Source organism: Pedobacter sp. KBW06, assembly GCF_003852525.1.
Lineage (GTDB): Bacteria > Bacteroidota > Bacteroidia > Sphingobacteriales > Sphingobacteriaceae > Pedobacter.
This window is the reverse complement of the sequence record NZ_QAJL01000002.1, coordinates 598,905-625,637: the sequence shown is the minus strand read 5'-3', so window position 1 is coordinate 625,637 and position 26,733 is coordinate 598,905. Positions and strand designations below refer to the sequence as shown.

General features: G+C 43.2%; 21 protein-coding genes. 15 read left to right on the top strand and 6 right to left on the bottom strand.

Annotation, left to right across the window (positions count from 1 at the left end; genetic code table 11):
- Positions 1 to 3 precede the first annotated feature (3 nt).
- The 5 genes from creD to DBR43_RS12750 all read right to left on the bottom strand — a co-directional run bounded on the left by creD (position 4) and on the right by DBR43_RS12750 (position 3,912).
- A complete protein-coding gene (gene creD / locus DBR43_RS12770) occupies positions 4 to 1,371 on the bottom strand; it encodes a cell envelope integrity protein CreD (RefSeq protein WP_124581373.1) in 1,368 nt (455 codons plus the stop codon).
- 51 nt (positions 1,372 to 1,422) lie between these two features.
- A complete protein-coding gene (locus tag DBR43_RS12765; protein ID WP_124581371.1) occupies positions 1,423 to 1,725 on the bottom strand; it encodes a winged helix-turn-helix domain-containing protein in 303 nt (100 codons plus the stop codon).
- Positions 1,722 to 2,342, bottom strand: coding sequence for a hypothetical protein (locus tag DBR43_RS12760; protein ID WP_124581369.1), 621 nt, complete (start codon positions 2,340 to 2,342; stop codon positions 1,722 to 1,724). The genes DBR43_RS12765 and DBR43_RS12760 overlap by 4 nt, the downstream gene beginning before the upstream one ends.
- A gap of 89 nt (positions 2,343 to 2,431) precedes the next feature.
- Positions 2,432 to 3,073, bottom strand: a complete 642-nt coding sequence (locus tag DBR43_RS12755; RefSeq protein WP_124581367.1) for a DUF47 domain-containing protein — start codon at positions 3,071 to 3,073, stop codon at positions 2,432 to 2,434.
- A gap of 74 nt (positions 3,074 to 3,147) precedes the next feature.
- Complete coding sequence (locus DBR43_RS12750) at positions 3,148 to 3,912, bottom strand: DeoR/GlpR family DNA-binding transcription regulator (protein ID WP_124581365.1); 765 nt, start codon at positions 3,910 to 3,912, stop codon at positions 3,148 to 3,150.
- A gap of 155 nt (positions 3,913 to 4,067) precedes the next feature.
- Between DBR43_RS12750 and DBR43_RS12745 the strand changes: the two genes are divergently transcribed.
- From DBR43_RS12745 to DBR43_RS12735, 3 genes are all read left to right on the top strand, one after another.
- Positions 4,068 to 4,979 carry a glycerophosphodiester phosphodiesterase family protein gene (locus DBR43_RS12745; RefSeq protein ID WP_233602960.1) on the top strand — a complete coding sequence of 304 codons (912 nt, stop codon included), beginning with the start codon at positions 4,068 to 4,070 and terminating at the stop codon, positions 4,977 to 4,979.
- Positions 4,980 to 5,052: 73 nt separating this feature from the next.
- Positions 5,053 to 5,733, top strand: coding sequence for a GDSL-type esterase/lipase family protein (locus DBR43_RS12740; protein WP_124581363.1), 681 nt, complete (start codon positions 5,053 to 5,055; stop codon positions 5,731 to 5,733).
- A gap of 64 nt (positions 5,734 to 5,797) precedes the next feature.
- The gene (locus DBR43_RS12735) at positions 5,798 to 6,178 is read left to right on the top strand and encodes a hypothetical protein (RefSeq protein ID WP_124581361.1); all 381 of its coding nucleotides are present in this window, start codon (positions 5,798 to 5,800) and stop codon (positions 6,176 to 6,178) included.
- Here the strand turns inward: DBR43_RS12735 and DBR43_RS12730 are convergent.
- Positions 6,157 to 7,299, bottom strand: a complete 1,143-nt coding sequence (locus DBR43_RS12730) for a fatty acid desaturase family protein (protein ID WP_124581359.1) — start codon at positions 7,297 to 7,299, stop codon at positions 6,157 to 6,159. The genes DBR43_RS12735 and DBR43_RS12730 overlap by 22 nt on opposite strands.
- A gap of 185 nt (positions 7,300 to 7,484) precedes the next feature.
- Between DBR43_RS12730 and DBR43_RS12725 the strand changes: the two genes are divergently transcribed.
- From DBR43_RS12725 to DBR43_RS12670, 12 genes are all read left to right on the top strand, one after another.
- Positions 7,485 to 8,498, top strand: coding sequence for a LacI family DNA-binding transcriptional regulator (locus DBR43_RS12725; protein WP_124581357.1), 1,014 nt, complete (start codon positions 7,485 to 7,487; stop codon positions 8,496 to 8,498).
- Between the two features lie 531 nt (positions 8,499 to 9,029).
- Positions 9,030 to 12,146: a SusC/RagA family TonB-linked outer membrane protein gene (locus tag DBR43_RS12720; protein WP_124581355.1), complete on the top strand. Its 3,117-nt coding sequence runs from the start codon at positions 9,030 to 9,032 to the stop codon at positions 12,144 to 12,146.
- 20 nt (positions 12,147 to 12,166) lie between these two features.
- Positions 12,167 to 13,582: a RagB/SusD family nutrient uptake outer membrane protein gene (locus DBR43_RS12715; protein WP_124581353.1), complete on the top strand. Its 1,416-nt coding sequence runs from the start codon at positions 12,167 to 12,169 to the stop codon at positions 13,580 to 13,582.
- A 12-nt stretch (positions 13,583 to 13,594) separates the two neighbouring features.
- Positions 13,595 to 14,110, top strand: coding sequence for a DUF5004 domain-containing protein (locus DBR43_RS12710; RefSeq protein WP_124581351.1), 516 nt, complete (start codon positions 13,595 to 13,597; stop codon positions 14,108 to 14,110).
- An 11-nt stretch (positions 14,111 to 14,121) separates the two neighbouring features.
- Positions 14,122 to 14,904 (top strand): hypothetical protein, encoded by a 783-nt coding sequence (locus DBR43_RS12705; RefSeq protein WP_124581349.1) that lies wholly within the window; start codon positions 14,122 to 14,124, stop codon positions 14,902 to 14,904.
- 9 nt (positions 14,905 to 14,913) lie between these two features.
- Positions 14,914 to 16,056, top strand: a complete 1,143-nt coding sequence (locus tag DBR43_RS12700; RefSeq protein WP_124581347.1) for a SusE domain-containing protein — start codon at positions 14,914 to 14,916, stop codon at positions 16,054 to 16,056.
- 56 nt (positions 16,057 to 16,112) lie between these two features.
- Positions 16,113 to 17,960: a glycoside hydrolase family 13 protein gene (locus tag DBR43_RS12695; RefSeq protein WP_124581345.1), complete on the top strand. Its 1,848-nt coding sequence runs from the start codon at positions 16,113 to 16,115 to the stop codon at positions 17,958 to 17,960.
- Entirely contained in the window at positions 17,961 to 18,644 is a 684-nt protein-coding gene (gene pgmB / locus DBR43_RS12690) for a beta-phosphoglucomutase (RefSeq protein ID WP_124581343.1), read from the top strand.
- A gap of 46 nt (positions 18,645 to 18,690) precedes the next feature.
- On the top strand, positions 18,691 to 21,006 hold the full coding sequence (locus tag DBR43_RS12685; protein ID WP_124581341.1) for a glycoside hydrolase family 65 protein: 2,316 nt from the start codon (positions 18,691 to 18,693) through the stop codon (positions 21,004 to 21,006).
- The gene (locus tag DBR43_RS12680) at positions 21,003 to 22,739 is read left to right on the top strand and encodes an alpha-amylase family glycosyl hydrolase (protein WP_124581339.1); all 1,737 of its coding nucleotides are present in this window, start codon (positions 21,003 to 21,005) and stop codon (positions 22,737 to 22,739) included. The genes DBR43_RS12685 and DBR43_RS12680 overlap by 4 nt, the downstream gene beginning before the upstream one ends.
- Before the next feature lie 12 nt (positions 22,740 to 22,751).
- A complete protein-coding gene (locus DBR43_RS12675) occupies positions 22,752 to 24,095 on the top strand; it encodes an MFS transporter (RefSeq protein WP_124581337.1) in 1,344 nt (447 codons plus the stop codon).
- Positions 24,096 to 24,118: 23 nt separating this feature from the next.
- Complete coding sequence (locus DBR43_RS12670; protein WP_124581335.1) at positions 24,119 to 26,725, top strand: alpha-amylase family glycosyl hydrolase; 2,607 nt, start codon at positions 24,119 to 24,121, stop codon at positions 26,723 to 26,725.
- Positions 26,726 to 26,733: the final 8 nt, after the last annotated feature.

Here is a 26,733-nt window from a genome sequence, read left to right as displayed (position 1 = left end):
GATTTAAGCAATAACAGGTTGATTTTTATTCCAGTTGATTTTAACAGAGAAATACATCAGACAGGCAACCGTGATAAATAAACCGATACTTCCGAAAAGGAGCGCCATGTCCTGCAATTGAATGATCACATAGATGAAACTATAAAATATGCTCAGAATAGCAGCAAATACAAATGCTGCTTTTTTGTTTCTCAAAAATGTTCCGATAAAGACGCTCACCAGGACAATGGTGGCGATGGAAGCAATCAAATAAGCGGGGGCAAAGCCAATCTGTTCTGTGAAAGACAGCAACAGGCTATAGTAGATGATCATTGCCGCGCCAATCAATACATATTGAAGCAGGTTAACCTTTATTTTATTGAGCAGTTCAATAAAGAAAAGAGAGATAAAGCTCAATAGGATGATCAGTACCGAATATTTTGCTGAGCGTGTGGTTTTCTGGTACTGATCCACAGGAAGAAGAAACTTGACACCGAAAGTCGCTTTAGCTTTATTTTGCTCGCTTAGCGCATCATTACTACCCATCCATTGCTGTGGGAAAGGTCGGTTGAAATTGGACATTTTCCAGTTACTGTTAAATTGTTTATCCGTGATTGACCTGGTTTCGGGTAGGTAGTTGCCTGTAAAGCTTGGGTTGCTCCAATTTCCTGTGACGCTCACAGAAGTGCTTTTGCCCAGGTGCAGGAAATCTAATTCTCCGCTCCCGCGAAGGTCAATGTCGTAGTTAAAACGAATGGCTGTGCTTTTACCAGTACTAAGGTTGGCCTGTACCGCGAGACTATTGTTGAACAGGTTTTCCGGGGAGAAATCAGGTTCTGCGGTATAGGCCAGGTCCTCAAGTTTTATGATTGGGTTATTTTTTAACCCTTTTAAATCACTTAATCCGGCAATCACTTTGACTTTATCCCATAAGATGAGCTCTGGATTGATGCCTGATTTTTTTAATTCCAGTTCGCTGAATCGACCTTGAATTTTCAGTTTTGTGTTATATACGACGGCATCAAAGATCCCGCGGTGCAAAATTTCAGGACTTACCTTGCTTTGAATGTTCAGGTCTTCCGGCAGGATATATATTACGGAAAGCCCGTCTTTCAAGCTCGTTTTGCCCGCTGCATCTGTCACTTTGACGAAGGTTTTGTAAGGCAGCTGCATCACAGGGCTTTCAATCAGTTGCTTACCCGACCATTTTTCTGCAATTTCTACGATCGCTTCATTCTGACGTTGTTCGCGTTCTGTGATGAGCGACTGAATCCAGGAGGAGGGGAGCAGCAGCAATACGGTAAGCATGCCAATTAAGAAAAGTTTGGCACCTACAGATTCCTGTAGCTGAGCGAAGAATGATTTTTGTGGGGGCAATTGAAATGGTTCCATAGTTTGATGTTTAAAAGTACTTTGTATTTCAAAGTAGTTGGATAAAAAAAATTAACGTTTTTGTTGTTTAATTAAATTTTCAAGGGATTGCAGGTGTTTCAGAAAAGCAGCTCTTCCTTTTTCAGAAGCTGCATAGCTGGTATTGGGTTTTCTGCCCAGAAAGGACTTATAAATGATGATATATTCTTCTTTTTCCAATGCCTTAAGGTGAGAAGCCAGGTTACCATCAGTTACCTCCAGTAATTCCTTCAGGGAATTAAAGTCGTAATTCTCATTGGCCACGAGGATGCTCATGACCTGCAGACGGATCCTGTTCTCAAAGGCTTTATCGAAATGTTCTAATGCTGATCTCACCTGTCGTATTTAAAATGCATGATAGAACCGTAAATGATGTGAAGTAGCCCGAAACCTACAGACCAGAAAATAAGGCCATATCCGGGTAGCAAAGTAGCAAATAAACCAAGAATAATTTCCAGGATACCCAGCCATTTTACATCTTCAAAAGTATAATGACTTGCGGCAACAAGTGCCAGGCCATAAAATATCAAGCTGGCAGGGGCAACAACAGCATAATGACCCCTTGCAATTAAAATCAGGATAAACAAGCCCCCGGTCAGCAAAGGAATGGCCATGTTGACCATCAGCTTTCTGCTGCTTGGGTTCCATACATTCTGATTTTTCTTCGCTGCTTTTCTGAGCGTCAATAATATCCCTGTTCCCAGGGAAAGGATCAATACGATCAGTGCAATGAAAAATAATTTCCAAAGTACCTGTTGATCAGTGATGTAATAGTCTCTGTATTGAAGACCACCATAGGGACCATATACAAGATAGTAAGCATAACCTGCACCAATCAGTGCATAAACTCCAGCCATAATTCCTGACAATCCGCTTAAGGATATGAATTTGGCAGAACGTTCCATCAGGTTCCTGATAGAATTGAGTTCGGTATAAATTTCTTTCTCTTCCATAAAAGTACTTTGTGTTGCAAAGTAAAGTATTAAAAATTGAACTTGCAATAGTGTATTGCAAATTCAATAAAAAAAAGGGGAGGATTGTATTAGGCGTTTTTCACCAGAATGCTTTCCAATACATTAGCGACATCGTCACATTTGTCTGTAGCCATTTCCAGTGTTTGAAGAATTTCTTTTTGTTTGATGAGTTCAATAGCATTGGTTTCCGACTCGAATAAGCCAGCCAGGGCATGGTTACAAAGCGAATCTGCCTTGCTTTCACCTTTGTAGATCCTCAGACAGACATCACTGATGAGTCCGGTGTTTTTAAAAGTCTTTAACTCTTTAAGTGCGATTTCCAGGTCTTTACACATTTCAATCAGCAGCTGTGCCATTTTAATCATCGGCTTGTTGAGCTCGACCACATGGTACAGGTCAATGTTGATGGCAGCAGTATGCATATGGTCGGCAATGTCATATAATGAGCTGATCAAAGAATGGATATCTTCTCTGCTGAATGGGGTGATGAGACTGGTGCTCAGCTTCAGGAAAACCCTGGTCCGGATGAGTTCGCCCACATGTTCCATGCGCTCAATTTCCTTGATGTATATTTTTCGTTTTTCTATATCGGTCGTACTCAAAGTAAGCAGGAGTGCTTCTGAGATACTGACTAGATTTCCACCACATTCCTCGAAGAGCGGCTGGAATTTTTTATCCTTAGGGCTAAAGACTTTGAAAAAGCTGTTCATATTACAGATGATATAACTCAAAAATATCGATCGTAATATTAACACAGGATGAAGTTTTTGCTATCTGATGGCTATCAGATGATGGATACTTTGATGCCCATACTCTCCAGATTTTTTATCGTTTGCGGGGAAATACCGCTATCTGTAATGATATGGTCTACTTCATCGATACCACAGATCTTGCCAAATCCTCTTTTTCCGAATTTCGTAGAATCAGCGAGGACGATTATTTTTTGTGAGGAATCGATCATTTGACGGTTGAGGTGGGCTTCAAACGCATTGGTAGTGGTTAAGCCGAACTCAAGGTCTATGCCATCGACTCCGAGAAAGAGTTTGCTGCAAAAAACATTACCCAGGATATTGTCGGAATAGGGGCCGGTTACAGAAGACGAACTTTTTCTAAGTAATCCACCCAACTGAATCACCTCAATATTGCTATGGTGAACGAGTTCCAGAGCTACATTTAATGCGGAAGTAATGACCGTAAGGTTGCCTTTGGGCCTGATACACCTGGCTAGCGCAAGCACAGTCGTACCCGATGCAATGATGATGGAGTCGTTATCTTCTACCAGATCTGCAGCGAGTGCACCAATTCTCATCTTTTCGGTAGATTGCAACTGTTCTTTTTCATTTACCGGCTTATCTACGGTGTACGGATTGTTTAATGTTGCCCCTCCATGGGTTCTGAACAAAAGATTTTTATCTTCGAGTAGTTTCAGGTCTTTTCTGATCGTTACAGAGGAAACATCCAGCTCTTTACATAAAGCCTGAACATCTACTGATCCGTCAGTCTGAATTTTATGGAGAATATATTGGTGTCTTTCTGCTATATTGATCATCGAAGGTCTTGATTGTGGTTCGGGTACCTGGTTTCAAATTAAAGATGCAACAAACTTAAGTGAAAAATAAATTATTCCATTTGTTTTTTAGTTTAACAGATCTATAATACCTCCTTAATAAGGAAACCGGGACATTTGTCCTAAATCATCAAGACATGACCATGAAAAATGCTACGTTCCTACTCTGTATCGCCGCAATCGGCTTATCTTCGTGTAAGACCATGCAACAGCCTATGACTACAACTGCTCAATTTCCTGCTTTTAGTAATGAAGGTCACCGGGGTGGGCGGGGTTTAATGCCGGAAAACACGATTCCTGCAATGCAGCATGCCATAGACATCGGGGTAACTACACTGGAAATGGATACACATATTACCAAAGATCAGGAAGTGGTTGTTACCCATGATGATTACCTGAGCCCTGCTTTCATGCTTGATCCACAGGGTTTGGAAATCCCGAAATCCGATGCCCGGAAATATGCTGTTTTTCAAATGGATTATGCCGCACTGAAACAATTCGACCTGGGGTCTAAATATTATGAAACATTTCCTCAGCAGAAAAAGATGAAAAGCTATATTCCCCGCCTGGGAGAATTGATAGAAGCTGTTCAGCAATATTTAAAGGAAACGGGTAAAAAGCAGGTTTTTTATAATATAGAAACGAAATGCAGTCCGGAAGGAGATGGCTTGCTGAATCCGGATCCCGAAACTTTTGTAAAACTGTTGATGGAGGTAATTGAGAAAAAAGGAATTCAACCATTTGTTGTCATCCAGTCTTTTGATAAGAGGACTTTGCAGGTGTTACACAAGAAATATCCAAAAGTGAAGACCTCTTATCTGGTGGCCAATAAAAAGAGCTTTGAAGAAAACATTGCTGACCTCGGCTTTAATCCATTTATCCTGAGCCCGATGTATCAGATGGTAAATGTGGAGCTTGTTAAAAAATGCCATGAACAGCAGATTAAAGTGATCCCGTGGACAGTGAATACGGCTAAGGAAATAGCAGAGCTCAAAGCTTTGAATGTGGATGGAATCATCTCCGATTATCCTGATCTACTGGTTCATTAGGTAACATATTTGTTAATGAGTTTTGTGCATAGACCTTATAGAAAGATCAGCTAAAGTCGTAGTTTAGTTCTGTATGAAAAAAGTATGCTGCTACCTGATCACAGGAACTTGCCTGATCTTTCTTTTAGCCTCTTTTAAGTTAAACGCCCAGACCGCAAAATGGGATACCACTTCCAGAGCGAAGTATTATGCAGAAAAGCTGTTGAAATTTAAATCCGATCCGATTTCGGAGCAGGACTTTGTATTTCTGGGGAACAGCATTACTGCCGGAGCCAATTGGGCAGAGTTACTGGATTTGCCCCTGGCAAAGAACAGAGGGATTTCCGGCGATATCACTTTTGGTGTGCTGGACCGCCTGTCCGAAATCATTGAGGCTAACCCCCGCAAAATATTTATACTCATCGGAATCAACGACATATCCAAAGGAATCCCTGACAGTCTTATCTTACGGAATTATAAACGGATGATTGGCCGTATTGAAAAAGGCTCAAAGTCGAAAATCTACTTTAATACCCTCTTACCGGTTAATTATGCCGGTGATAAACAACGGGAAAGGAGTGAACACATTACCTGGTTAAATCAGGAAATCAGAAAGTTGAAAAGTAAAAGAGTGACCGTTATTGATCTCTATCCTCATTTTATTGATGCGGAAAACAGGCTTAAAGAAAACCTCAGTTCTGATGGTTTACATCTGAATGCTGCGGGGTATCAGGAATGGGCAAAACTGCTTAAGGCGGGTAATTATTTAAAATAGAATCTGTTTGACTATTTATAACGTTTATCACATTAGATTATAATCAGGAATCGGGGGCTTTTTAATGGAAAATCAATTGGTAGTTTTAGCGCGCTTAATCGGGAATCTGAGCGCTGGTATGGTGGGAAGAGACCATGGTTTAAAGGGGAGTTTTTTGCAAAAGGAATTTAAGCGGATTAAGTCGGAACTGGAAAAGCTGCCTTACCAGCAACTGGAAGATACGATCGAGGTCTGTGAGTTTCATTTGTCGGAATCCTGCAGATTGGCAGATATAGTCATCCGTTTAAAGGTCTCCCTGAAAATGAAGAAAGACCTGACAGATGATGAATTTTACCAGTTGATGAAGTGTGATACCCTGCTGAAAGAATTTAATACCTTAATCAATTTCAATAAGGCGCTGATTCAGCGTAAAACAGATCTCAATCAGGAAATGGGTGCTGTGTAAATGGTCAGTTCCGTTTCTCTGTTGACATACCTGTTCTCTTTATAGGTCTCCTTACCTAATTTCCGAAGCATCCGGTAATGAGATTTTAAGGCATCCCCAAAGGTGATACACTCATTATAAGGCAGGTCAAATTCTGCTGCTGTTTGTTTAACAATCGCTCCAATAGCAGGGTAATGGATATGGCAGATTTTAGGAAAGAGATGGTGTTCTACCTGTCTGTTTAACCCTCCGCATAAAAAGGCGGCCAATTGACTCTCTACTGCAAAGTTGGCTGTTGTCTGAAGCTGATGTGCTGCCCAGGCTTCTTCGATATTGCCGGCTTCGTTAGGAAAAGGAAATTCTGTGGATTCTACCACGTGGGCAAGCTGAAATACCAGACCAAGGACTAAACCCTGTGCAAATTGCATCACCAGAAAGCCGATGATGAATTCCCACCAGCTGATGTTCATGACCAAAAGGGGAAGCACAATAAACAGGAAGTAATAAATTGCCTTGTAAAAAAAGAGGTTAAAATATTCAATTTTAGGATGGCTCAATACATGCTCGCCGATCTTTTTCTGAAAGAACTTTTTATAATCTTTTCTGAATACCCAGGAAAGCATGGCCAGGCTATATAATGCAAAAGCATAAAAATGCTGATATTGTTGTACCCTGTTGACGGTTTCAGATGTAGAGAAGCGGATCAGGCCGGGGGCAACATCAATGTCTTCATCATGTCCGGCAATATTCGTATAGGTATGGTGAACGATGTTGTGGCAAATGTTCCAGACATAAGGACTGGCACCAATCAGGTTAAATACAAAGCTGAATATTTTGTTGACCGTAGGATTGGGAGATAGCGCTTTGTGAATGGCATCATGGCAAACATTGAAGCCTACAAAAGCACCAAACATTCCCAGAAGAATGGCCAGTAAAAGCATAATGGGCAAACTTAGGTTTCCCAGCAGCAGCAGGAGATAAATACCTGTTAGTCCGGTAATAAAGAAAAAAACCTTAAACCACATGGCAGCATTGGCATGCGTTGAAATGTTATTTTCAATAAAGTAGGCATCAACCCGCTTCCGTACTGTATTATAAAATGTTGACTTATTGGCATTAGTGAATTTGACTTTCCTCGTCATAAATGTGTTTTCCCCTAAAAATGAATCGCTTGCTCCCCGTGTAATTTTGGCTAATGTACTATAATTAAATAGGTAGATTATGCTTTCTTATATTATTATTTAGTTACGAAAATGCCGGCAGTTTAGATTTTCATCTATATTTACCATAAATTAATGGTTCTATATCAATCATTATTGAAACATAGATGGAGAGCGTAAATATCAAGCAATTAGCTAAAGCACTGAATTTATCCACTTCAACGGTATCCAGGGCTTTCAGAGATAACAGTGACATCAGTAAGGAAACGAAGGAAAAAATACTTTCCAAAGCAAAGGAATTAAATTATCAGCCCAATCATTACGCAAGTAACCTGAGAGAGCAAAAAAGTAAAACCATTGCCGTAATTGTTCCCGAGCTGGCCAACAATTTTTTCTCACAGGCCATTCGCGGGATCGAACGCATTGCCAGAGATAAAGGTTATCACATCCTGATTTATGCGACGGAGGATGATTATGAAAAAGAAGTGTCCTTTATCAGACACCTGCATAACGGACGTGCCGATGGCATCATTATGTCGGTATCGGGAGAAGCCAATGACCATACTTATCTGAATGAGCTGAGCCAGAACCGGCTTCCCCTGGTGTTCTTTGACCGGGTTTACGAAGATATTGTTACCCCCAGGGTGATCACCAATGATTATGACAGCAGTTTTGCTGCTACACAACACCTGATCAAGCAAGGGTGTAAGGAAATTGCTTACCTGGTGATCAACAAAAATCTGTCTATAGGGAAGTTTAGGATGCAGGGCTACCTTGATGCCCTGGAAAAACACCGCATTCCTTTTGACGATCGCCTGGTTGTAGATTGTACGAATAGTTACGCCAAGAACGATGCCATCTTAAAACGTTTATTGCTGGACATCAAGCCCGATGGGGTCTTTACTTCAGTGGAAAGGCTGGCATTTGCGACTTATTACGCCTGTTATGACCTTAACATCTCTATTCCTGATGACTTGAAGGTAATCGGTTTCTCTAGTCTGGAGATCGCACCTCTATTGAATCCATCTTTAACAACGGTTACACAGCCCGCTACCAAAATAGGAATCGCAGCTGCCAATCTTTTATTTAAAATGTTGGAAACACCGGGAGCAGTTAATCCCAGCGAAAAAATTATACTGAATTCTAAATTGATTAAAAGAAGGTCTACCGATCGGAGTTAAGCTTCATTTCTTTACCGGATCTTCCCTTTTTTCAACTTTCAAAAAGCCCTGGAAAAACAAAGAAATCCGCGCTGATTTTTCTTCCCTTTTCTTCCTGCTGAAGGGCTGCTTTTTGGGCTGCCCAAAATCCCTGTTTTTTGAAAAAAATAATTGGGATTTTCCGATTTCACGCAGAATTCAGCCGGGATTTTAAACTGCGCTTTGAAAAATGTGCGGATAATTACGGGAACGTTCCCGGTATCGTTCCCGGGAAAACACTCAAAATATCATAAGTGTAAAAAATACACTAATAATGCTTGAAAATGTTTGTAATTGTCTGATAATGAATGTTTAAAATTATTTAGTCCCAATTTTATAAAAAATGGACTTGCAAATTTATATCCAGATTTTTTACCTTTTGAAGTATAAAATATGGTGTTAAAAAAAAATATAATATAAAATTTTGATTTCTCAGGTGGGCTTGTAAATTTACCATAAGTGTTACATACACTTAACATTAACCAAATATTTACATTAAAAAAGAGCCCAAATATGAAAGTATTTTACCTGATGAAGCATAGTCTTTTGGTGTGGTTAGCGCTAATCACATTGACGGCAAATGCGCAAACCAGTTCCTTAGCTGGAAAGGTACTTGACGAGACCGGACAACCTCTGCCCGGAGCATCTGTTCAGATCAAAAATCTCCAGAAAAGTACCACCACTACAGGCGATGGTGCCTACCAGTTAGGCGGACTGAGCAACGGCACTGTAACAGTAACCGTGAGCTATATTGGCTACCAGTCACATAGCCAGGAAGTCAGCATCAAAGGCAACACCAATGTTAATTTCAGTTTAAAGCCAAGTGCGGAAAGCCTTAATGAGGTAGTCGTAGTTGGTTATGGTACGCAAACCAGAAGAGAAATTACCGGTTCTATTGCTAAAGTTACAGGCGATCAGATTGCCTCAACCCCTGCACCTTCATTTGAATCTGCTTTGGCAGGTAGGGCTGCCGGTGTACAGGTGACCACAGGATCCGGGATAGCCGGTTCTTCGGCGCAAATCAGAATCCGTGGAATTGGTTCCATCTCCGGTGGTGGTGAGCCATTATATGTGATTGATGGAATTCCAATGACCTCCGATATCTTCTCGGGCGCAGGTGCAAACGGCGACTCCAGGGTACGCGCTGGTTTTAATCAGAATCCCCTGGCTACCCTGAATCCGAACGACATTGAATCTGTAGACATCCTGAAAGATGCCGGTGCAGCGGGTATTTACGGGTCCAGAGGAGCAAATGGGGTAATTCTAATCACCACAAAACGTGGTAAGACAGGAGCACCGCAATTTAGTTTCTCTTCGAAAGTGGGATTGTCAAGTGCCTCCAACAGACCTCACTATACCAATAGCGAGCAATGGCTGCAGCTTCGTCAGGAAGCATGGGAAAATGATGGCAATACCGGATTGGCCCCTTTACCTGCAAACATTACCTGGGAAGATGCCAAAAAAACCAATACCGACTGGTGGGACCTGACGACCAGAGATGCCGTTTCTCAGGATTACAGTCTTTCTGTAAGCGGAGGAGGAAAGAAGCTGAAAACATTTTTAAGCGGAGCCTGGAATGATAACCCTTCCTATATTGTAGGCAACAGTTATAAAAGACTGAGTACAAGAGGAAATCTTGATTATACTTTTAATGATAAACTAAGCGTCAACCTGTCGTCCAGCTGGGCACAGGGTGATAACCAACGTGTATTGGCTGCCTGGGCAGGAGGGATCGGAGATGCCATGTCTTCCGCTTTGCCTATTTTCCCGGTCTATAAAGATCCGGCAACCAACGACGGAAATCCATACTTCTTCAACGGGGCAAACCCGGTAAGATCTGAAGAAAATACAGATTGGAGAACATTGGATACCCGCTGGATTTCCAATGTTTACCTGAATTATACCCCGATTAAAGACCTGACCATTCGTGTTGGTGGTTCCCTGGATTATAACGATACTCAGCAGGACCGTTATCAAAGTAAATACCTTATTGACGGAGCAAAGCCAGTAAACGGACAATCGCTTCGCTTTCCGGTATGGGTAACCAATTACAATACCAATGCAACGGCAACTTACAATTTTAAATTTACTGACAAACATAAATTCACCGCATTGGCTGGGGTTGAATATCAAAGGTCCGTGACCAAACAATACAGTCGCATTGAATTATTTGGCCCGAATGCAACCGGAGTTTTCTATAAGAACCCTGATTTATTGGATCAGGCCACTAAATTTTATGTAAATGATAAAAATGGCTTAATCGCTCCGGACGGACGTTGGGCATTTGCTTCCGTATTTGCGAGGTTAAACTATACCTATAACGACAAGTTTGTCATTCAGGCATTGGCACGTACAGATGGTTCTTCCCGCTTCGGCCCGAACAATAAATACGGTTTCTTTCCTGCCATTTCCGGAGCGTGGATTGCCAGTCAGGAAGATTTTGTTAAATCTCTGGAATGGGTTTCCCTGTTGAAATTACGCGCAGGTTATGGAATTACCGGAAATGCAAACATCCCTTCCGACAAATGGAGGTCTTATTACAAAGTAGATGAAGGTAAATATGGAAATGAGCCCATCATTTATCCTTCTCAGCTGGCTAACCCGGACTTGAAATGGGAAGACATCCGCAGCATTGACCTGGCCCTGGAATATGGATTCTTAAACAACAGGATTACCGGTGAAATTTCTTATTATAACAAAAAGACCACAGACGCTTTGCTAAGTGTTAACCTGCCGGATCATGTGGGGTATGAAAGTCAGTACAGAAACCTGGGTAAGATCAGAAACCAGGGTTTTGAGCTGAGTTTAAATACCAGAAACATCGTTGGCAAAGACTTTAGCTGGACTACAAATTTCAATATTGCTACCAATAACAACAAAATTCTTGATGTTGGTGGTCTGCCTTCTGAAGCCATTCAGGGTGGAACAAACGATACCCGTGTGATTGTTGGTTATCCTATCGGAACAAACTTCCTGGTTCGTTATGTTGGTGTTGATCCGGCTGATGGAAACCCGATCTGGCTGGATAAAAACGGCAATCAGACCAAGACCTATAGCCCGGACAACCGTGTTGCAGCAGGTAAAGTTACCCCTGATTTCTCCGGTGGATTAACCAATACTTTTAACTATAAAGGTTTTGAATTCTCTACCTTATTCACCTTTGTAAAAGGACAGGATTTATGGGACAACTCTGCGAAGTTCCAGTTCCAGGGTGCTTCTACTCAAAACTGGGTAGTGAGGGAAGATTTCTTTGACCGCTGGCGTAAACCCGGAGATATTGCTAAATATCCACGTTCTTATTACAATACTGCCAATGGGTACCCGGGTGTGACTGCCCAGTACTTATTCAACTCTAATATGTTCCTGTACGATGGTTCTTACATCAAACTTAAACAGGCAACGATTGCTTATACCCTTCCTGCGGAGGCAATGAGGAAGTTGAAGCTGAGCAATGTGAAGTTTTATCTGACAGGAGTCAACCTGCTGACATTTACAAAATATCCGGGGGGAGATCCTGAGGTAGCCCGTGATTATGAAAATGCGACCGACCGTAACCTGAGTGCAAATGTCACTTACCTTACCCCGCCACAGCAGAAATCATTCATATTGGGTGTAAATCTTAATTTCTAAATTTTTAAGCACAACTAGAGATGAAAACATTAAACAGATATATATTCACCTTTCTGACCGCTACAGCAGTGCTGGGTTTCCAGGGATGTGAAAAAGCACTGGAATTAGATCCATTAGGTGGAATTGAGAAAGAAGAAGTCTTCAGTTCTGAAGCGAACATCAAATCTTTACTGAACTCTATCTACACCGTTATTGGCTCAGATAAATGGTCCAACGGAAGGGTTCAGCAATTCAACGATTTGTTGGGTGATGAATTTTTTGGTGCACAGCTGGGTTCTACCAAAGGAGAAATCTATAACCGCAACACCAGCGTTTTTAACGACGATATTAAGGCGCTTCATAAAGAACCTTATTATGCCATTCAGCGTTCCAATCAGGTATTGGATAACATCGGTATCGTTTCTGCCGGATTTAAAGACAATGCCGAAGGACAGGCTAAATTTGCAAGAGCATTGGGACATTTTGACCTGGTGAAATTATTTGCACAGCCTTACAATACCAACACTGACAATGCGCATCCGGGAATTATTTTACAATTGACGGTAAGTGTAGAAAGTGCAGTCGCCAGGGCTACGGTAAAACAGGTTTACGATCAGATTATTCTGGACCTTAAAGATGCAGAAGCCAAACTCCCTTCTCAAAACGGGGTTTATCCTACAAAATGGGCTGCGAAAGCTTTACTGGCGCGCGTTTATTTTCAGATGAATAAATTCACCGAAGCCTATGCTTATGCAAATGATGTATTGACAAATGGTCAAAGTGTGAGGGGACAAAGTTATGCGCAGATCGGTTATAAAGAATTGCCCTATGCTGACCGTTTCTCAGTGGCCGGTTCTAAGGAATCTATTTTTGAAGTCGTGAATGAACCAGGTTTGTCCGGACGTTCGGGTAGCTACAGGGATCTTTACAAATCAGAAGGAAACAACCCGGAGATGAAAGTGATGAATAGCTTTTATACAGCGAATGCCGGGGATGTGAACGACAAAAGAGGTGCTGCCTGGTATGCTGCCGGAACATCGTCCGACTGGAAGATGCTGAAAAAATTTGATGTACAGAATTTCACCACTACTTTGATCCATTTCACAGAAATGAAACTGATCAGGGCAGAATCAGCAGCCGAAACCGGATTGAACCTGCCAATAGGAATTGCAGATCTGAATGACATCAAATCCCGTGCTTATGGTGAGACTGCGACACTTCTGCCAGGGAATGCCAGTGCCTCTCTGTTGAAAGATCAGGTACGTACACAACGTGAAAAAGAAATGATTGGAGAAGGTGACCGTGCGCAACAGATCAAGAGAATCGGAGCGAAAGGAGAAATTTCTTTCAGTCGTGGTGTAGTCTGGAATTGTAACGGGATGATCCTTCAGTTCCCAGGTACTGAGTTTAACCTGAATCCTTTGTTCGTTAAAAATCCGGAAGGCGGATGTAATTAAAAATATACAGATATGAAAAAGTTAAAATATATCATTTTCCTGCTGGTAGTTCTAGGCGCTGCCTCATGTAAGCAGGATGAGCTGAAAGACATAGGCCCGGCACGTCAGGTGATCAGTGCGATGAAAGGTAGCTGGAGCCTGAATTCTGTAATTCAGGTAGATGAATACGCTAAAGATAAACAGTTTCCATTTACTACAGTGGAGCTCACGGATCTATATCCTTACCGTGAAGCCAAGCTAACCCTGAATACCACTGAGGATCATAAGCCGAGCACGTTCAGCATCTCCTTTGGTAATTCTCCTAAGTTTCTTAAACTGACTCAGGGAAACTGGACGGTAGACAATAACGATGCACCTCAAACGATGACGCTGACCAGTGGAACCACCACAGACCAGATCACCATCGGGAAATACGGATTGCTGGATCAGGGGCAGCTGTTGCTGACTGTTAAAAAATATCAGGTAGGCAGCAAGGGCGAGAGAACACTCGTTTTATCGAATAACTACTATTTCAAAAAAGCCAATTAAACAGTCATAAAATGAAAAGAATTTACAAATTATCGCTGATTGCCTCTTTCTGTTTGATTGGCATTACTGCGCAGGCGCAGAAGGCGCAGATAAAATATACGGTTACTCCCGGTGTATTTACGCCGGAAGATGAAGTGGTCCTGGAGATTGACCTTGCCGGTTCTTCCCTTGCAGGAAAGGAACCTTATATCTGGGCTTTCGGCCCTGGAGATGCCATCACAAATACCAGCTGGACAAGTTCTCCGGATATCGCGAAGTTCACTAAAGTGGCTGATGATAAATGGAAATACATATTTGTCGGAACCACGTTTTATAATAAGGGAGCATCAGACATTATCGGCAAGCCTTTTAGCTTCCTGGTGAAAACAAAAGACGGAGGAATCCAATCGGAAGATTATACGCCTACAAAGTTTTCCCCGATTCTGTTTGTACCTACATTGTTCAGAAATTTTCCGCTACGCACCAGTCAGTATGATGCTTTGAGCCTTTACCTGGATCAACGCTATACCGCCAGTCCGAATAACCAGCGCTTTTCTCCGACCAGCATCAATATCCGAATCCTGGATGCTGCCGGACAGCTTGTGGGACAGGAAAAGAAAGGACTTCCCATCGTTAAACAAAAGGACGGCTCTTTTGGCTATACTTTCTTACCGGAAATATTGTTCGGTATTCCCGAAGGGAAAATCGTAAATAAAGCAGTATACAGCTTTACCGGAACTGTAAAGGATGTGAATGGCGCAACGGTTCCTTATACTACTGAAGAGGCCGAGGTTGTATTTCTGGATCTTAAATAACACGCAATTATGAAGAAAATACTAAGCCTGGCCATCATTGCCGTAATTGCAATTACAGGTTGTAAAAGAAACGAATTTGACAATACGATAAAGGGGGAGGCTTTAGGAAACTTTAGCCTGAAAGCTCCTGAAAAAAATACCATGCTGATCCTGAATTCTGCCACACCTGATCAACAGGTCGTGATCGACTGGACCGCAGCCCTGCCCGGCGTAAATACCGCGCCAACCTATACCTGGATCGCAGCGCTTAAAACAGGCTCGCTTGATGTGCCATTGCTGGAGATTCCTGCAGACAATAAAGGATTGACCAATAGACTGACCATTAGTCAGAAAGCATTGGACGACGCATTGAAGGCAAAAGGTGTTGCAGAAGGGATTAAAACAGACTTGGTCTGGACCATTCTTGCAAAGAACGGAAGTGTTAGTCTTCGCGCTGCAGAAACATTTAACCTTTCCATCACCCGTTTTGGAGATGGTGCATCTAACTTCGCACTCTATAGCCCTGCATCATCATTTGATGTGATCTCTGTAGAATCTCTTTCCTCAGCTGAATTTTTGAAGTTCAAGTGGCAGAAATCTTTTGCAGGTAAAACTGCCGGTAACATCACCTATAAAGTGAAGTTCATTAAAAATGGGGGTGATTTTAATAGTCCTTTAATGGAATTTACTTCAGCCAACAATGGTGCTGACAGTACTTTTTCTATCAGTTACAGCAATCTTGATGTTGCCATGAAAGCGGCAGGATTAACAGACCGGACTCATCTTGACAGTTTGAAATGGAACGTAGAGGCGAATTCAGGAGCTTTTAAAAAGTTTGCCGACTATTCAAATGACATCGTGATTAAGCGTGGAACAAAACTGACAATGTACCTGATTGGTGATGCCACACCGGGAGGCTGGGACAATTCGGCAGGGAATGCTTCGATTCCTGAAATGACGGCTTTGGGAGATGGAAAATGGACGATTACACTTCGTCTGACGCAAGGTGGAGGGTTCAAGTTTATCCCTAAGAAAGGAAGCTGGGATGTAAATTATGGAGGCTCTCCTAATGGTACTGACCTTGGTGGTGACAATATCTCCATTTCTGAAACAGCCATGTATACCGTTACCCTCGATGAGGTCAACAAGAAATATACGGTAGTAAAAAACTAAATAGTTACGGAGACCGGTAAATCCGGTCTCCTCAATTCCTTCCTAATTTTTTAAGCATGAGACGATTTTCATTTTTATTCTTTTTACTTCTTTCCAGTACTGTTTTTGCACAATCCAGATTAGAACGCATCGAACCAATGAACTGGTGGGTGGGGATGCACAATCCTAAACTTCAGCTCCTGATTCATGGAACTCAAATCGCAGCATATGAGGTCCGGATTAACTATCCTGGTGTAAAACTCCTGGAGGTGCATAAAGTAGAAAATCCAAATTACCTGTTCGCAGATCTTGAGATTTCTGCAACTGCTAAAGCGGGTAACATGACCATTGGTTTTTTTCTCAATGGAAAGAAAAGATTTGAAAATGTCTACGAATTAAAAGAAAGAACACAAAACACCAGAAGGATTCAGCCGGTAACCAATAAAGACCTGATCTATTTACTGATGCCGGACCGTTTCTCTAACGGAGATCCGAAGAACGACGTCGTAAAGGGAATGAAAGAAACGAAGCTGAACCGTGATTCTATGTATTACCGTCATGGTGGCGATTTGCAGGGCGTAATCAACAAGCTGGACTACCTGAAAGACCTGGGGATAACCGCCCTTTGGATGACCCCGGAAATTGAAAACGACATGTCACTGGCATCTTACCATGGATATGCCGCCACAGACCATTATAAAATAGACCCAAGGTACGGCAACTTAGCCCTCTACAAAACGCTGGTTGATAAACTGCATGAAAAGGGAATGAAGATTGTAAAGGACATTGTACATAACCATATGGGAACCGAACATTGGTTTTTCAAAGATATGCCAATGAAAAACTGGGTCAACGAATGGCCGGTCTTTACCCAAACCAGCTATCGCGATGAGCCCGTAATGGACCCTCATGCTTCAAAAGCAGATCAAAAGAAAATGCTGGATGGCTGGTTTGTACCCACCATGCCGGATTTTAACCAGAGAAATCCCTACGTACAGAATTACATCACCCAAAACCACATTTGGTGGGTAGAATATGCCGGTATTGACGGACTAAGACTGGATACCTATCCCTACAATGATCCGGAATACATGAAAGACTGGGCGGGCAAAATAAAAGCAGAATTTCCTACCCTGTCCATCTTTGGTGAAACATTGGTCAACTCTGCTGCGGCACAAGCTTATTTTACCGGAGGAAATACGGTGAGCAGAGGTTTTGATACCGAATTACCCGGTGTTACCGATGCGGTGATGAAGAATGCGATCTACGAAGCACTGAATGGCAAGTCGGGCTGGACAGATGGGGTATTCCGTTTATACACGACCATTGCCCAGGACTTCCTGTACCAGGATGCAGACCGCAATGTGATCTTCCTGGACAATCACGATATGAGCCGCTTTTATTCTATGGTCAACGAAGACCTGAATAAGTACAAATCAGGAATGGCGCTCCTGCTTACCCTTCGCGGAATCCCTCAGGTCTATTATGGAACAGAAATTCTGATGAAAAATTATTCCAATCCCGACGGACTGGTCCGTTCCGATTTCCCTGGCGGATGGGCCGGTGATAAATCCGACAAGTTTACTGCGGCGGGGCGTACGCCACAAGAGAATGAGGCCTGGAACTATTTCAGGACCCTCGCAAATTATAGAAAAAACAGTCCTGCATTACAAAGCGGGAAAATGATGCAATATGTACCTGAAAATGGCCTGTATACTTATTTCAGGTATCTGCCTGAAGGGGGCAAGACTGTAATGGTCATCGTCAACGGAGATGATCAGGTCAAAAGCCTGGAAACAGCAAGATTTTCTGAACGGATGTCTGGCGCGACAACGGCCATCAATATCATTACAAAAGAACAATTGAATACACTAAAAACCATTGCTGTACCTGCAAAAGGCACATTGGTACTTGAATTAAACTAAATGCAAGAAATCAAACAACATATCGCCTGCATATTTGACCTCGATGGAGTACTGGTAGACACTGCCGTTTATCATTATAAGGCCTGGAAACAACTGGCCAATTCCATGGGCTTCGACTTCACGGAACACCAGAATGAGCAGCTGAAGGGCGTAAACCGGATGCGTTCATTGGACATGATCCTCCAATGGGGAGGAGTGGAGCAGTCTGCCGAAGAAAAAGAAGTGCTGGCAGCTCAAAAAAACGAATGGTATGTGGCCATGATCAGCAAAATGACCGAAGCAGAAGTCCTGCCAGGTTCGCTGCAGCTTTTGCAGGAGCTTAAATCAAGGGGCGCAAAGATTGCATTGGGATCCGCCAGCAAGAACTCTTCCCTCATTCTGGAACGCACCGCACTGACCCATTTCTTTGATGCCATTGTAGATGGAAATTCCGTGACAACCTCCAAGCCAGATCCGGAGGTTTTCCTGAAAGCTGCGGAATTGTTAAATGCAGCAAAGGAAGATTGCGTGGTTTTTGAAGATGCCGCTGCGGGAGTACAGGCCGCTATTGCAGCAGGAATGAAAGTGGTGGGAATAGGGACAATTGAAAACCTTCCCGGATCAGATATCGTCATCAAAGACCTATCAGAAATTACCGTAACAGAAATTGAAAGACTGAAAAGTCTGAGTACAGATAAAGGATAACGTAAACCGGTTTAATCACCCCCGGAATACCAGAGCAGTATATAAGATGAAGAATTACATAAAAGCAGACGAGTGGAATATTATTGAGGAAGGTTTTGATCCTCATTTGAATAAGATATCAGAGAGTTTATTTAGTATTGGCAATGGCCGAATGGGTCAACGTGCCAATTTTGAGGAAAGCTATTCCGGAGAAACTTTGCAGGGGAACTATGTTGCCGGTGTGTATTATCCCGACAAAACAAGAGTGGGCTGGTGGAAGAATGGCTATCCGGAGTATTTTGCAAAAGTCCTGAATGCCACCAACTGGATTGGAATTGATATCCGGATTGGAGAAGAGATCTTAGACCTGAATACCTGTAAGGTAACCGAATTTAAGCGGGTCCTGAACATGAAAGAAGGGACCCTGAGCCGGAGCTTCAGGGCTGAACTGAAAAGCGGAAAAATCGTATCAGTAGAAGCCATCCGTTTTTGCAGTATTGCCGATGACGAGGTTGGGGCTTTACACTACCGCCTTTCTGCCATCAATTTTGACGCAGCTGTTCAGCTGACTTCCTTCCTGGATGGAGATGTGAAAAATCAGGATTCCAATTACGATGAAAAGTTCTGGGATCAGGTAAGTCAACAGCAAGACAAGGGGACAGACTATCTCGTATTGCGCACTAAAAAAACGGAGTTTGAAGTTTGTACGGTGAGCCGGACCAGTATCTTAAATAACGGGGCAGCTCAGGAATTGAAACAGGTAAGCAAAGAAAAACACCTGGGACAAACTGCAACTGTCAACCTGATACAAGGCGGGCATATCGACCTTTATAAAATTGTCGCGAACCTTTCTTCCCAGAATTATGATAAGGAACAATTGCTAAACGAAGCAGAGCTGAGGATCGACATGGCAGCTGCTAAAGGTTTCTCACAATTGTGGAAAGAACAGACGGAAGCATGGGCAAAGAAATGGGAGGAAGGTGACATCATTATTGAAGGTGATGTTGCCGCTCAACAAGCCATCCGTTTTAATATTTTTCAGCTGAACCAAACCTATACCGGAAAAGATGCCCGTTTAAATATCGGACCTAAAGGCTTTACCGGGGAAAAATACGGAGGTTCTACTTATTGGGATACGGAAGCCTATTGTATTCCTTTTTACCTGTCTGTAGCTCCGGAAGAAGTGGCTAAAAACCTATTGGTTTACCGCTATAAACACCTGGATAAAGCCATAGAAAATGCAGCTAAACTAGGATTTAAAGATGGGGCTGCCCTTTATCCAATGGTGACCATGAATGGTGAAGAGTGCCATAATGAATGGGAAATCACCTTTGAAGAAATTCATAGAAACGGAGCCATTGCTTTTGCCATTTTTAACTATATCAGGTATACCGGTGATGAAAGTTACCTGGCACAATACGGACTGGAAGTCCTGATCGGCATTGCCCGTTTCTGGAAACAAAGGGTGAACTGGAGTGCAGATAAAAACAAGTTTGTGATGCTCGGTGTAACCGGCCCGAATGAGTACGAGAACAACATTAACAACAACTGGTACACCAACAAATTGGCGGCCTGGTGTTTAAAATATACGATTACCGCTGCGGCGAAAGTTAAAGAACAGGCTCCGGAGCAATACCTGGAGATCCTTCAAAAAACCGGTCTTCAGGAAACGCAGGAGTTTCAGGACTGGACTTCGGTAGCCGAACAAATGTATTATCCTTTTGATGAGAAAACCGGTGTTTTCCTGCAGCAGGACGGCTTCCTGGATAAGGAACAAATCCTGGTCAAAGATTTACCGGCAGCAGAACGCCCGCTAAACCAGAAATGGAGCTGGGACAGGATCCTTCGTTCCTGCTTTATTAAACAAGCGGATGTATTACAGGGCATGTACTTCTTTGAAGAAGAATACGACCTGGAGACGCTCCGTAAGAATTTCAATTTCTATGAAAGCAGAACGGTTCATGAGAGTTCATTATCGCCCTGCGTTCACAGCATTTTAGCCGCAAAGCTGAATGATGAAGAGAAAGCCTATGAGTTTTATCTGCGTACTGCCCGCCTGGACCTCGACGATTACAATAACGATACAGAAGACGGCTTACACATTACTTCTATGGCAGGTACCTGGATGAGTGTGGTAGAAGGTTTTGCCGGGATGCGTGTGCGTAACGGGCAACTGGTGTTTCAACCGTTTTTACCCAAAAACTGGAATGGCTTTTCTTTCAGCATCGGCTTTAGAGGGGTACAGTTAAAAGTGAGCATCACAGCAGATCAGATCAGTATCCGGAACAATTCAGATCAGGAATTACAAATCGTGGTCTTTAATCAGGCTTATGCTGTCCCTCATGGAGAAAAAGTGATTTCCTATAAAGGAGCGCTGGCATGAACAAAAGTTTCAGAAATATTACTTTGATCGTATTGATGTATATAGGATCTTCCGGTATGAGCATGGCACAAAGCAAACCCATCATTTATCAGTTGCTGCCCCGTTTATTCGGCAATCAGCAAAGCAATAACATCGCCTACGGGACCATTGAACAGAATGGTACGGGCAAGTTTAACGACATCAGCTTTAAAGCTTTGGACGGACTGAAAGAATTGAGTGTTACCCACGTTTGGTATACCGGGGTGGTTGCCCATGCCAGTCTGACGGATTATAGTGCTTTTGGCATTAAACCCGATGATGCAGATGTGGTGAAAGGACGCGCCGGTTCCCCTTATGCCATCAGAGATTATTATGATGTAGATCCTGATCTGGCGGTAGATGTTAACAACCGGATGGCTGAGTTTGAAGCCCTGATTTCCCGCACACATCAGAAGGACCTTAAAGTTCTTATTGATTTTGTGCCCAATCATGTGGCCCGTCATTACCATTCTCTGGTCAAACCTGCAGGAGTGGAAGACTTCGGTTTCCGTGATGATGTCAGTAAAAGCTTCAGCGCTGCAAATGATTACTATTATGTTCCCGGAAAGCCTTTTGTTGTTCCGGCAAATGAAGGTCAGCCAAATCCATTAACGGCGTTGAAAGATGGCCGGTTTGACGAAAATCCTGCTAAGGCAACGGGAAACAATGTGTTTTCTCAAAGCCCTTCAAGTGGGGATTGGTATGAAACGGTAAAGCTGAACTATGGTGTCGATTACGCAAACGGAGAAAAGAAATATTTTGAACCTATTCCTCCGGTATGGACAAAGATGCGCGATATCCTGGTTTACTGGGCCGGAAAGGGCGTAGATGGTTTTCGCTGTGATATGGCCGAAATGGTCCCTGTAGCCTTTTGGGTATGGGTGATTCCGGAGGTTAAAAAACAATACCCTGACCTGATTTTTATAGGAGAAGCTTACAACCCGGCGGTGTATAAAGAATACCTGTACACGGGTCATTTTGATTACTTATATGATAAAGTTGGTTTATATGATGGTTTAAAAAAGCTGATCAGGAATGAACCCGGAGCAAGTATTAAAGACATCAGTAAAGTATGGCAGGTAGAAAGCGCGGGCTTTGGTGATAAGATGCTTCGCTTTCTGGAAAATCACGATGAAGAAAGAATTGCTTCAGCAGGTTTTGCAGGAAATGCTGCTTATGCCATTCCGGCGATGGTGGTTTCCGCTACTTTATCCGCAGGTCCGGTGATGCTTTATTTCGGACAGGAAGTTGGAGAACCTGGAAAAGGACTGGAAGGTTTTGGTGGCGAGGACAACAGAACCACGATCTTCGATTACTGGGGTGTCCCTGAACATCAGAAATGGATGAACAAAGGGGCATTTGATGGCGGATTGCTAAGTCCGGAACAGCAGAAATTAAGGACTTTCTATCAGCAACTGATGAAAGTTTCAGGTACTTCGGAAGCAGTGCTGAAAGGAGAGATCCTGGAAGTCCCGTTGCAAACAGAAAGGGCTTACGCCTTTATCCGTTATTCCGGAAATCAACGCTTGCTGGTTGTGGCCAATTTCGACCGGGATCAATCGGTCAGCCAGGAAATCAATATTCCTGAAAATCTACTGAATGGACGTAACATTACTCAGGCCGTTGATTTATTAACAGGAACTAAGAACGCCCATACCAATCTATCTATATCTTTAAAGGTCTTGCCGGGAACGGCACAAATCATAGAATTTTAAAAAAATTGCCCGATGGAAAAGAAAATTGCTGTAAGTAAACCAAGACTATCATCGTTACAAATATTTAACCTGAGCGCCGGATTCTTCGGAATCCAGTTTGGATTTGCTTTACAGAATGGAAATGCCTCCAGAATCCTGCAAACCTACGGAGCAGATGTAGAACATCTTTCTCTGTTTTGGCTGGCAGCACCGCTGACAGGGATGATCGTTCAGCCGATTATTGGTTATTACAGCGACCGGACCTGGAACAGGTTTGGCAGGAGGAGACCTTATTTTCTGATCGGCGCGGTATTGACAGCACTTGCTTTAATTCTGATGCCCAATTCGGCCGCTATGGCGAGCCTTTTGCCGCCGATCATCATTGGGGCAGGGATGCTGATGATCATGGACGCTTCCATCAATGTGGCAATGGAACCTTTTCGCGCACTGGTGGGAGATAAGCTTCCGGAAGAGCAAAGGAGCTTTGGTTTTTCCATGCAGACTTTTCTGATTGGTGCCGGAGCCATCGCCGGTTCCTGGCTGCCTTATATTCTTTCCGAATATTTAGGCGTATCGAAAGTAGCGGCACAAGGACACATCCCGAATAATGTGATCTATTCCTTTTACGTAGGGGCAGCGGTATTGGTACTGACCATCCTGTGGACCGTAGTCACGACAAAAGAATATCCGCCGGAAGAAATGGAACGCTATCATGGAGAATCTGTTGAAGAAGAGCATAAAGGGATCATGTCTATTTTTACGGATTTTTCCAAAATGCCTTTGACGATGAAACAACTGGGCCTGGTGCAGTTTTTTTCCTGGTTTGCCCTGTTCTCGATGTGGGTCTTTACCACTCCGGCAATCGCTCAACACATTTATAAGGTCGCTCCAGCTGATACCTCTTCCCTGAAATTTGCAGATGCAGGAAACTGGGTCGGTATCCTCTTCGGAATTTATAATGGGGTGTCTGCCATCTATGCCTTACTGTTGCCTTCCATAGCCAAAGCAACGAGCAAGAAAATTGCACATGCTTTCTCTTTAACTGCAGGGGGCATAGGTTTACTGTCTGTTTATTTCATCAGCAATCCGCAACACCTGATCTTCTCTATGATCGGCATCGGCCTGGCCTGGGGAAGTATCCTGTCTATGCCTTATGCCATCTTATCGAGTTCTATTCCTGCGCGTAAAATGGGCGTTTATATGGGAATCTTTAATTTCTTTATCACGATGCCACAAATTGTCAATGGCTTCTTCGGCGGTTTGATTGTCGAAAAATTCTACGATGGAAAGGCCATTTATGCCATCGTTATGGCGGGGGTATTTATGCTCCTCGGGGCCATCTCCGTTCTGTATATCCGAAATAAAAAAGAATTGTAAAACTAAACGCTGAAACGAATACCATGAGAAAAACATATGCCCTTTTATTGATTTTTATGGTATTCGCTGCAGCCTGCAGGAAGTCGGATCCAATTGGTAAAGATCCCGGAACAACAGCACCGGTAGTCATTTCACAGACTGGTTTGCTGACCACTTCCACAGATTTCCCCACAGCGGATGAAACTTTTACCCTTACTTTTGATGCTGCCAAAGGGAATGCTGCTTTACAAAATACTTCCGCAGACATCTATATCTATACCGGGGTTATTACCGACAAAAGTACCGGAGCGGCCGACTGGAAATATCTGAAAAGTGCATCTTTCAGCAGCCCGGACCCGGCGGCAAAAATGACCGCCATTGGAAATGGGAAATTTCAAATCAGCCTGAGTCCCCGGAGTTTTTATGGTGTGCCAATGGGAGAGAAGATCCTCCAGCTGGTGATGTTGTTCCGCACTGCTGATGGAAAGATTGTTGGACGAAACAAAGACCAAAGTGATCTATACCTGCCCATTTATGAAGCCAATCAACTCGGCATAAGGTTTAAGCTTCCTGAATTTGAACCTACTTTCAATCCCGTTCCGGTGATCAGCATTCAAATGATCGGAGAGGAGCTGAGCGTTAGCGGCGCTGCCTCAAAAGCAGCTACATTGAACCTTTCTCTGGATGGCGTTGGTTTTGCCTCGGCAACAAATGCAAAAGAGATCAGTGGAAAGGTCAAAGTGAACGCTGCGGGAAGACACGAGCTGAAACTGAGCGGAACAGATGGTACGACTACCATAGAACGATCTTTTACTTTCCTTTTAAACGGAGCTGTGGAGACGGCCGAATTGCCGGCAGGGGCAAAGGAAGGAGTGGTCTTTATCAATGGTGGAAAATCGGCGATTCTTACTTTATATGCCCCTTTCAAACAATATGTTTATGCCATAGGCGATTTTAACGACTGGCAGTCTGGCCTTCCTTATTTTATGAAAAGGACACCCGATGGCAACAAATGGTGGGTTCAGATTGATAATTTACAGCCCGGTAAGGAATATGCCTATCAATATTTAGTAGAGGGCAAATTAAGAATTGCGGATCCTTATACAGAAAAAGTGATCGATCCTCAGTATGATGGGGCAATTCCATCTTCGAGCTACCCTTCCATCATGCCTTATCCAATGGGAAAGACTTCGGGCATCCTGAGCGTAATGCAGAGCAGTCAGCCTGCTTATTCCTGGAAATACAAAAACTTTAAAAGACCGGAAAAGAACGATCTGGTGATCTACGAACTCCACCTTCGCGATTTTCTTAAAAATGCAAATTACAATACCCTGAGGGATACACTGGACTACCTCAGTAAGCTCCATGTGAATGCAATCGAACTGATGCCGGTCAATGAATTTGAGGGGAATTCCAGTTGGGGATATAACCCTTCCTTCTATTTTGCTCCGGATAAATATTACGGAACAAAGACGGCATTACAACAATTCATAGACGAGTGCCATGGGCGGGGGATTGCCGTGATCATGGATATGGTGCTGAACCATTCCTTTGGGCAGTCGCCGATGGTGCAATTGTACTTTGATGAAGCTTCCGGGAAACCTGCGGCAAATAGCCCCTGGTTTAATGCAACGCCCACCCATCCTTTTAATGTGGGTTACGACTTTAACCATGAAAGTCCGGCTACGAAAAGCTTTGTCCGAAATGTGCTGAAGTTCTGGATGGATACCTACCAGATCGATGGTTTCAGGTTTGACCTTTCCAAAGGCTTCACTCAAAAGAACTCCGGAACTACGGATGCGGGCGTTTCTGCATGGAGTGCTTATGATCCGGGTAGGGTAGCGATCTGGAAAGACTATAATTCATTTATTAAAACCAATAATCCGGATAATTTCTATGTCATTCTGGAACATTTTGCTGCAGATGCGGAGGAAAAAGAACTTTCTGAGGAAGGGATGATGTTCTGGAACAATGTGAATGCAAGTTTCAATCAGGCAACGATGGGCTATCAGGAAAACTCCGATTTCTCCCGCATTTTCTCCGGGACGCATGGCTTTAGCAGGTCGGAGAATCTGGTCAGCTATATGGAGAGCCATGATGAAGAGCGGCTCATGTTTAAAAACCTGAGCTATGGCAATGCTTCGGGAAATTATAGTGTGAAAAACCTGGCCACCGCATTGAAGCGTCAGGAGATGGCGGCAGCATTTTTCTTTTCTGTTCCGGGGCCGAAGATGTTGTGGCAGTTTGGAGAACTGGGTTATGAAGTATCCATAGAACAAAACGGAAGAACGGGCGAAAAACCGATCCACTGGGACTACCTCGGACAGGCGGCACGTTTCTCTTTGAAGGCAGCCTATGCCAGCCTGATCAATTATAAAACGAACAATTCCATTTTCAAAACGGGTATCCCAACGTATCAACTTAGCGGGCCTGCCAAATACCTGAAATTAACGAATGCAGACAATACAGTAGTGGTGGTTGGTAATTTTGATGTGAAGGAACAAATACTTAGCGTTGATTTCGGACAGCCCGGGCAATGGCAGGAATGGCCGGGAGGAAATACGCTGAGCCTTAACGGAAATACTTATACAAAAACACTGAGCCCCGGCGAATACCATATATATAGCAGGAAGCCTCTGTATCTCAGATAAAAGAGTAA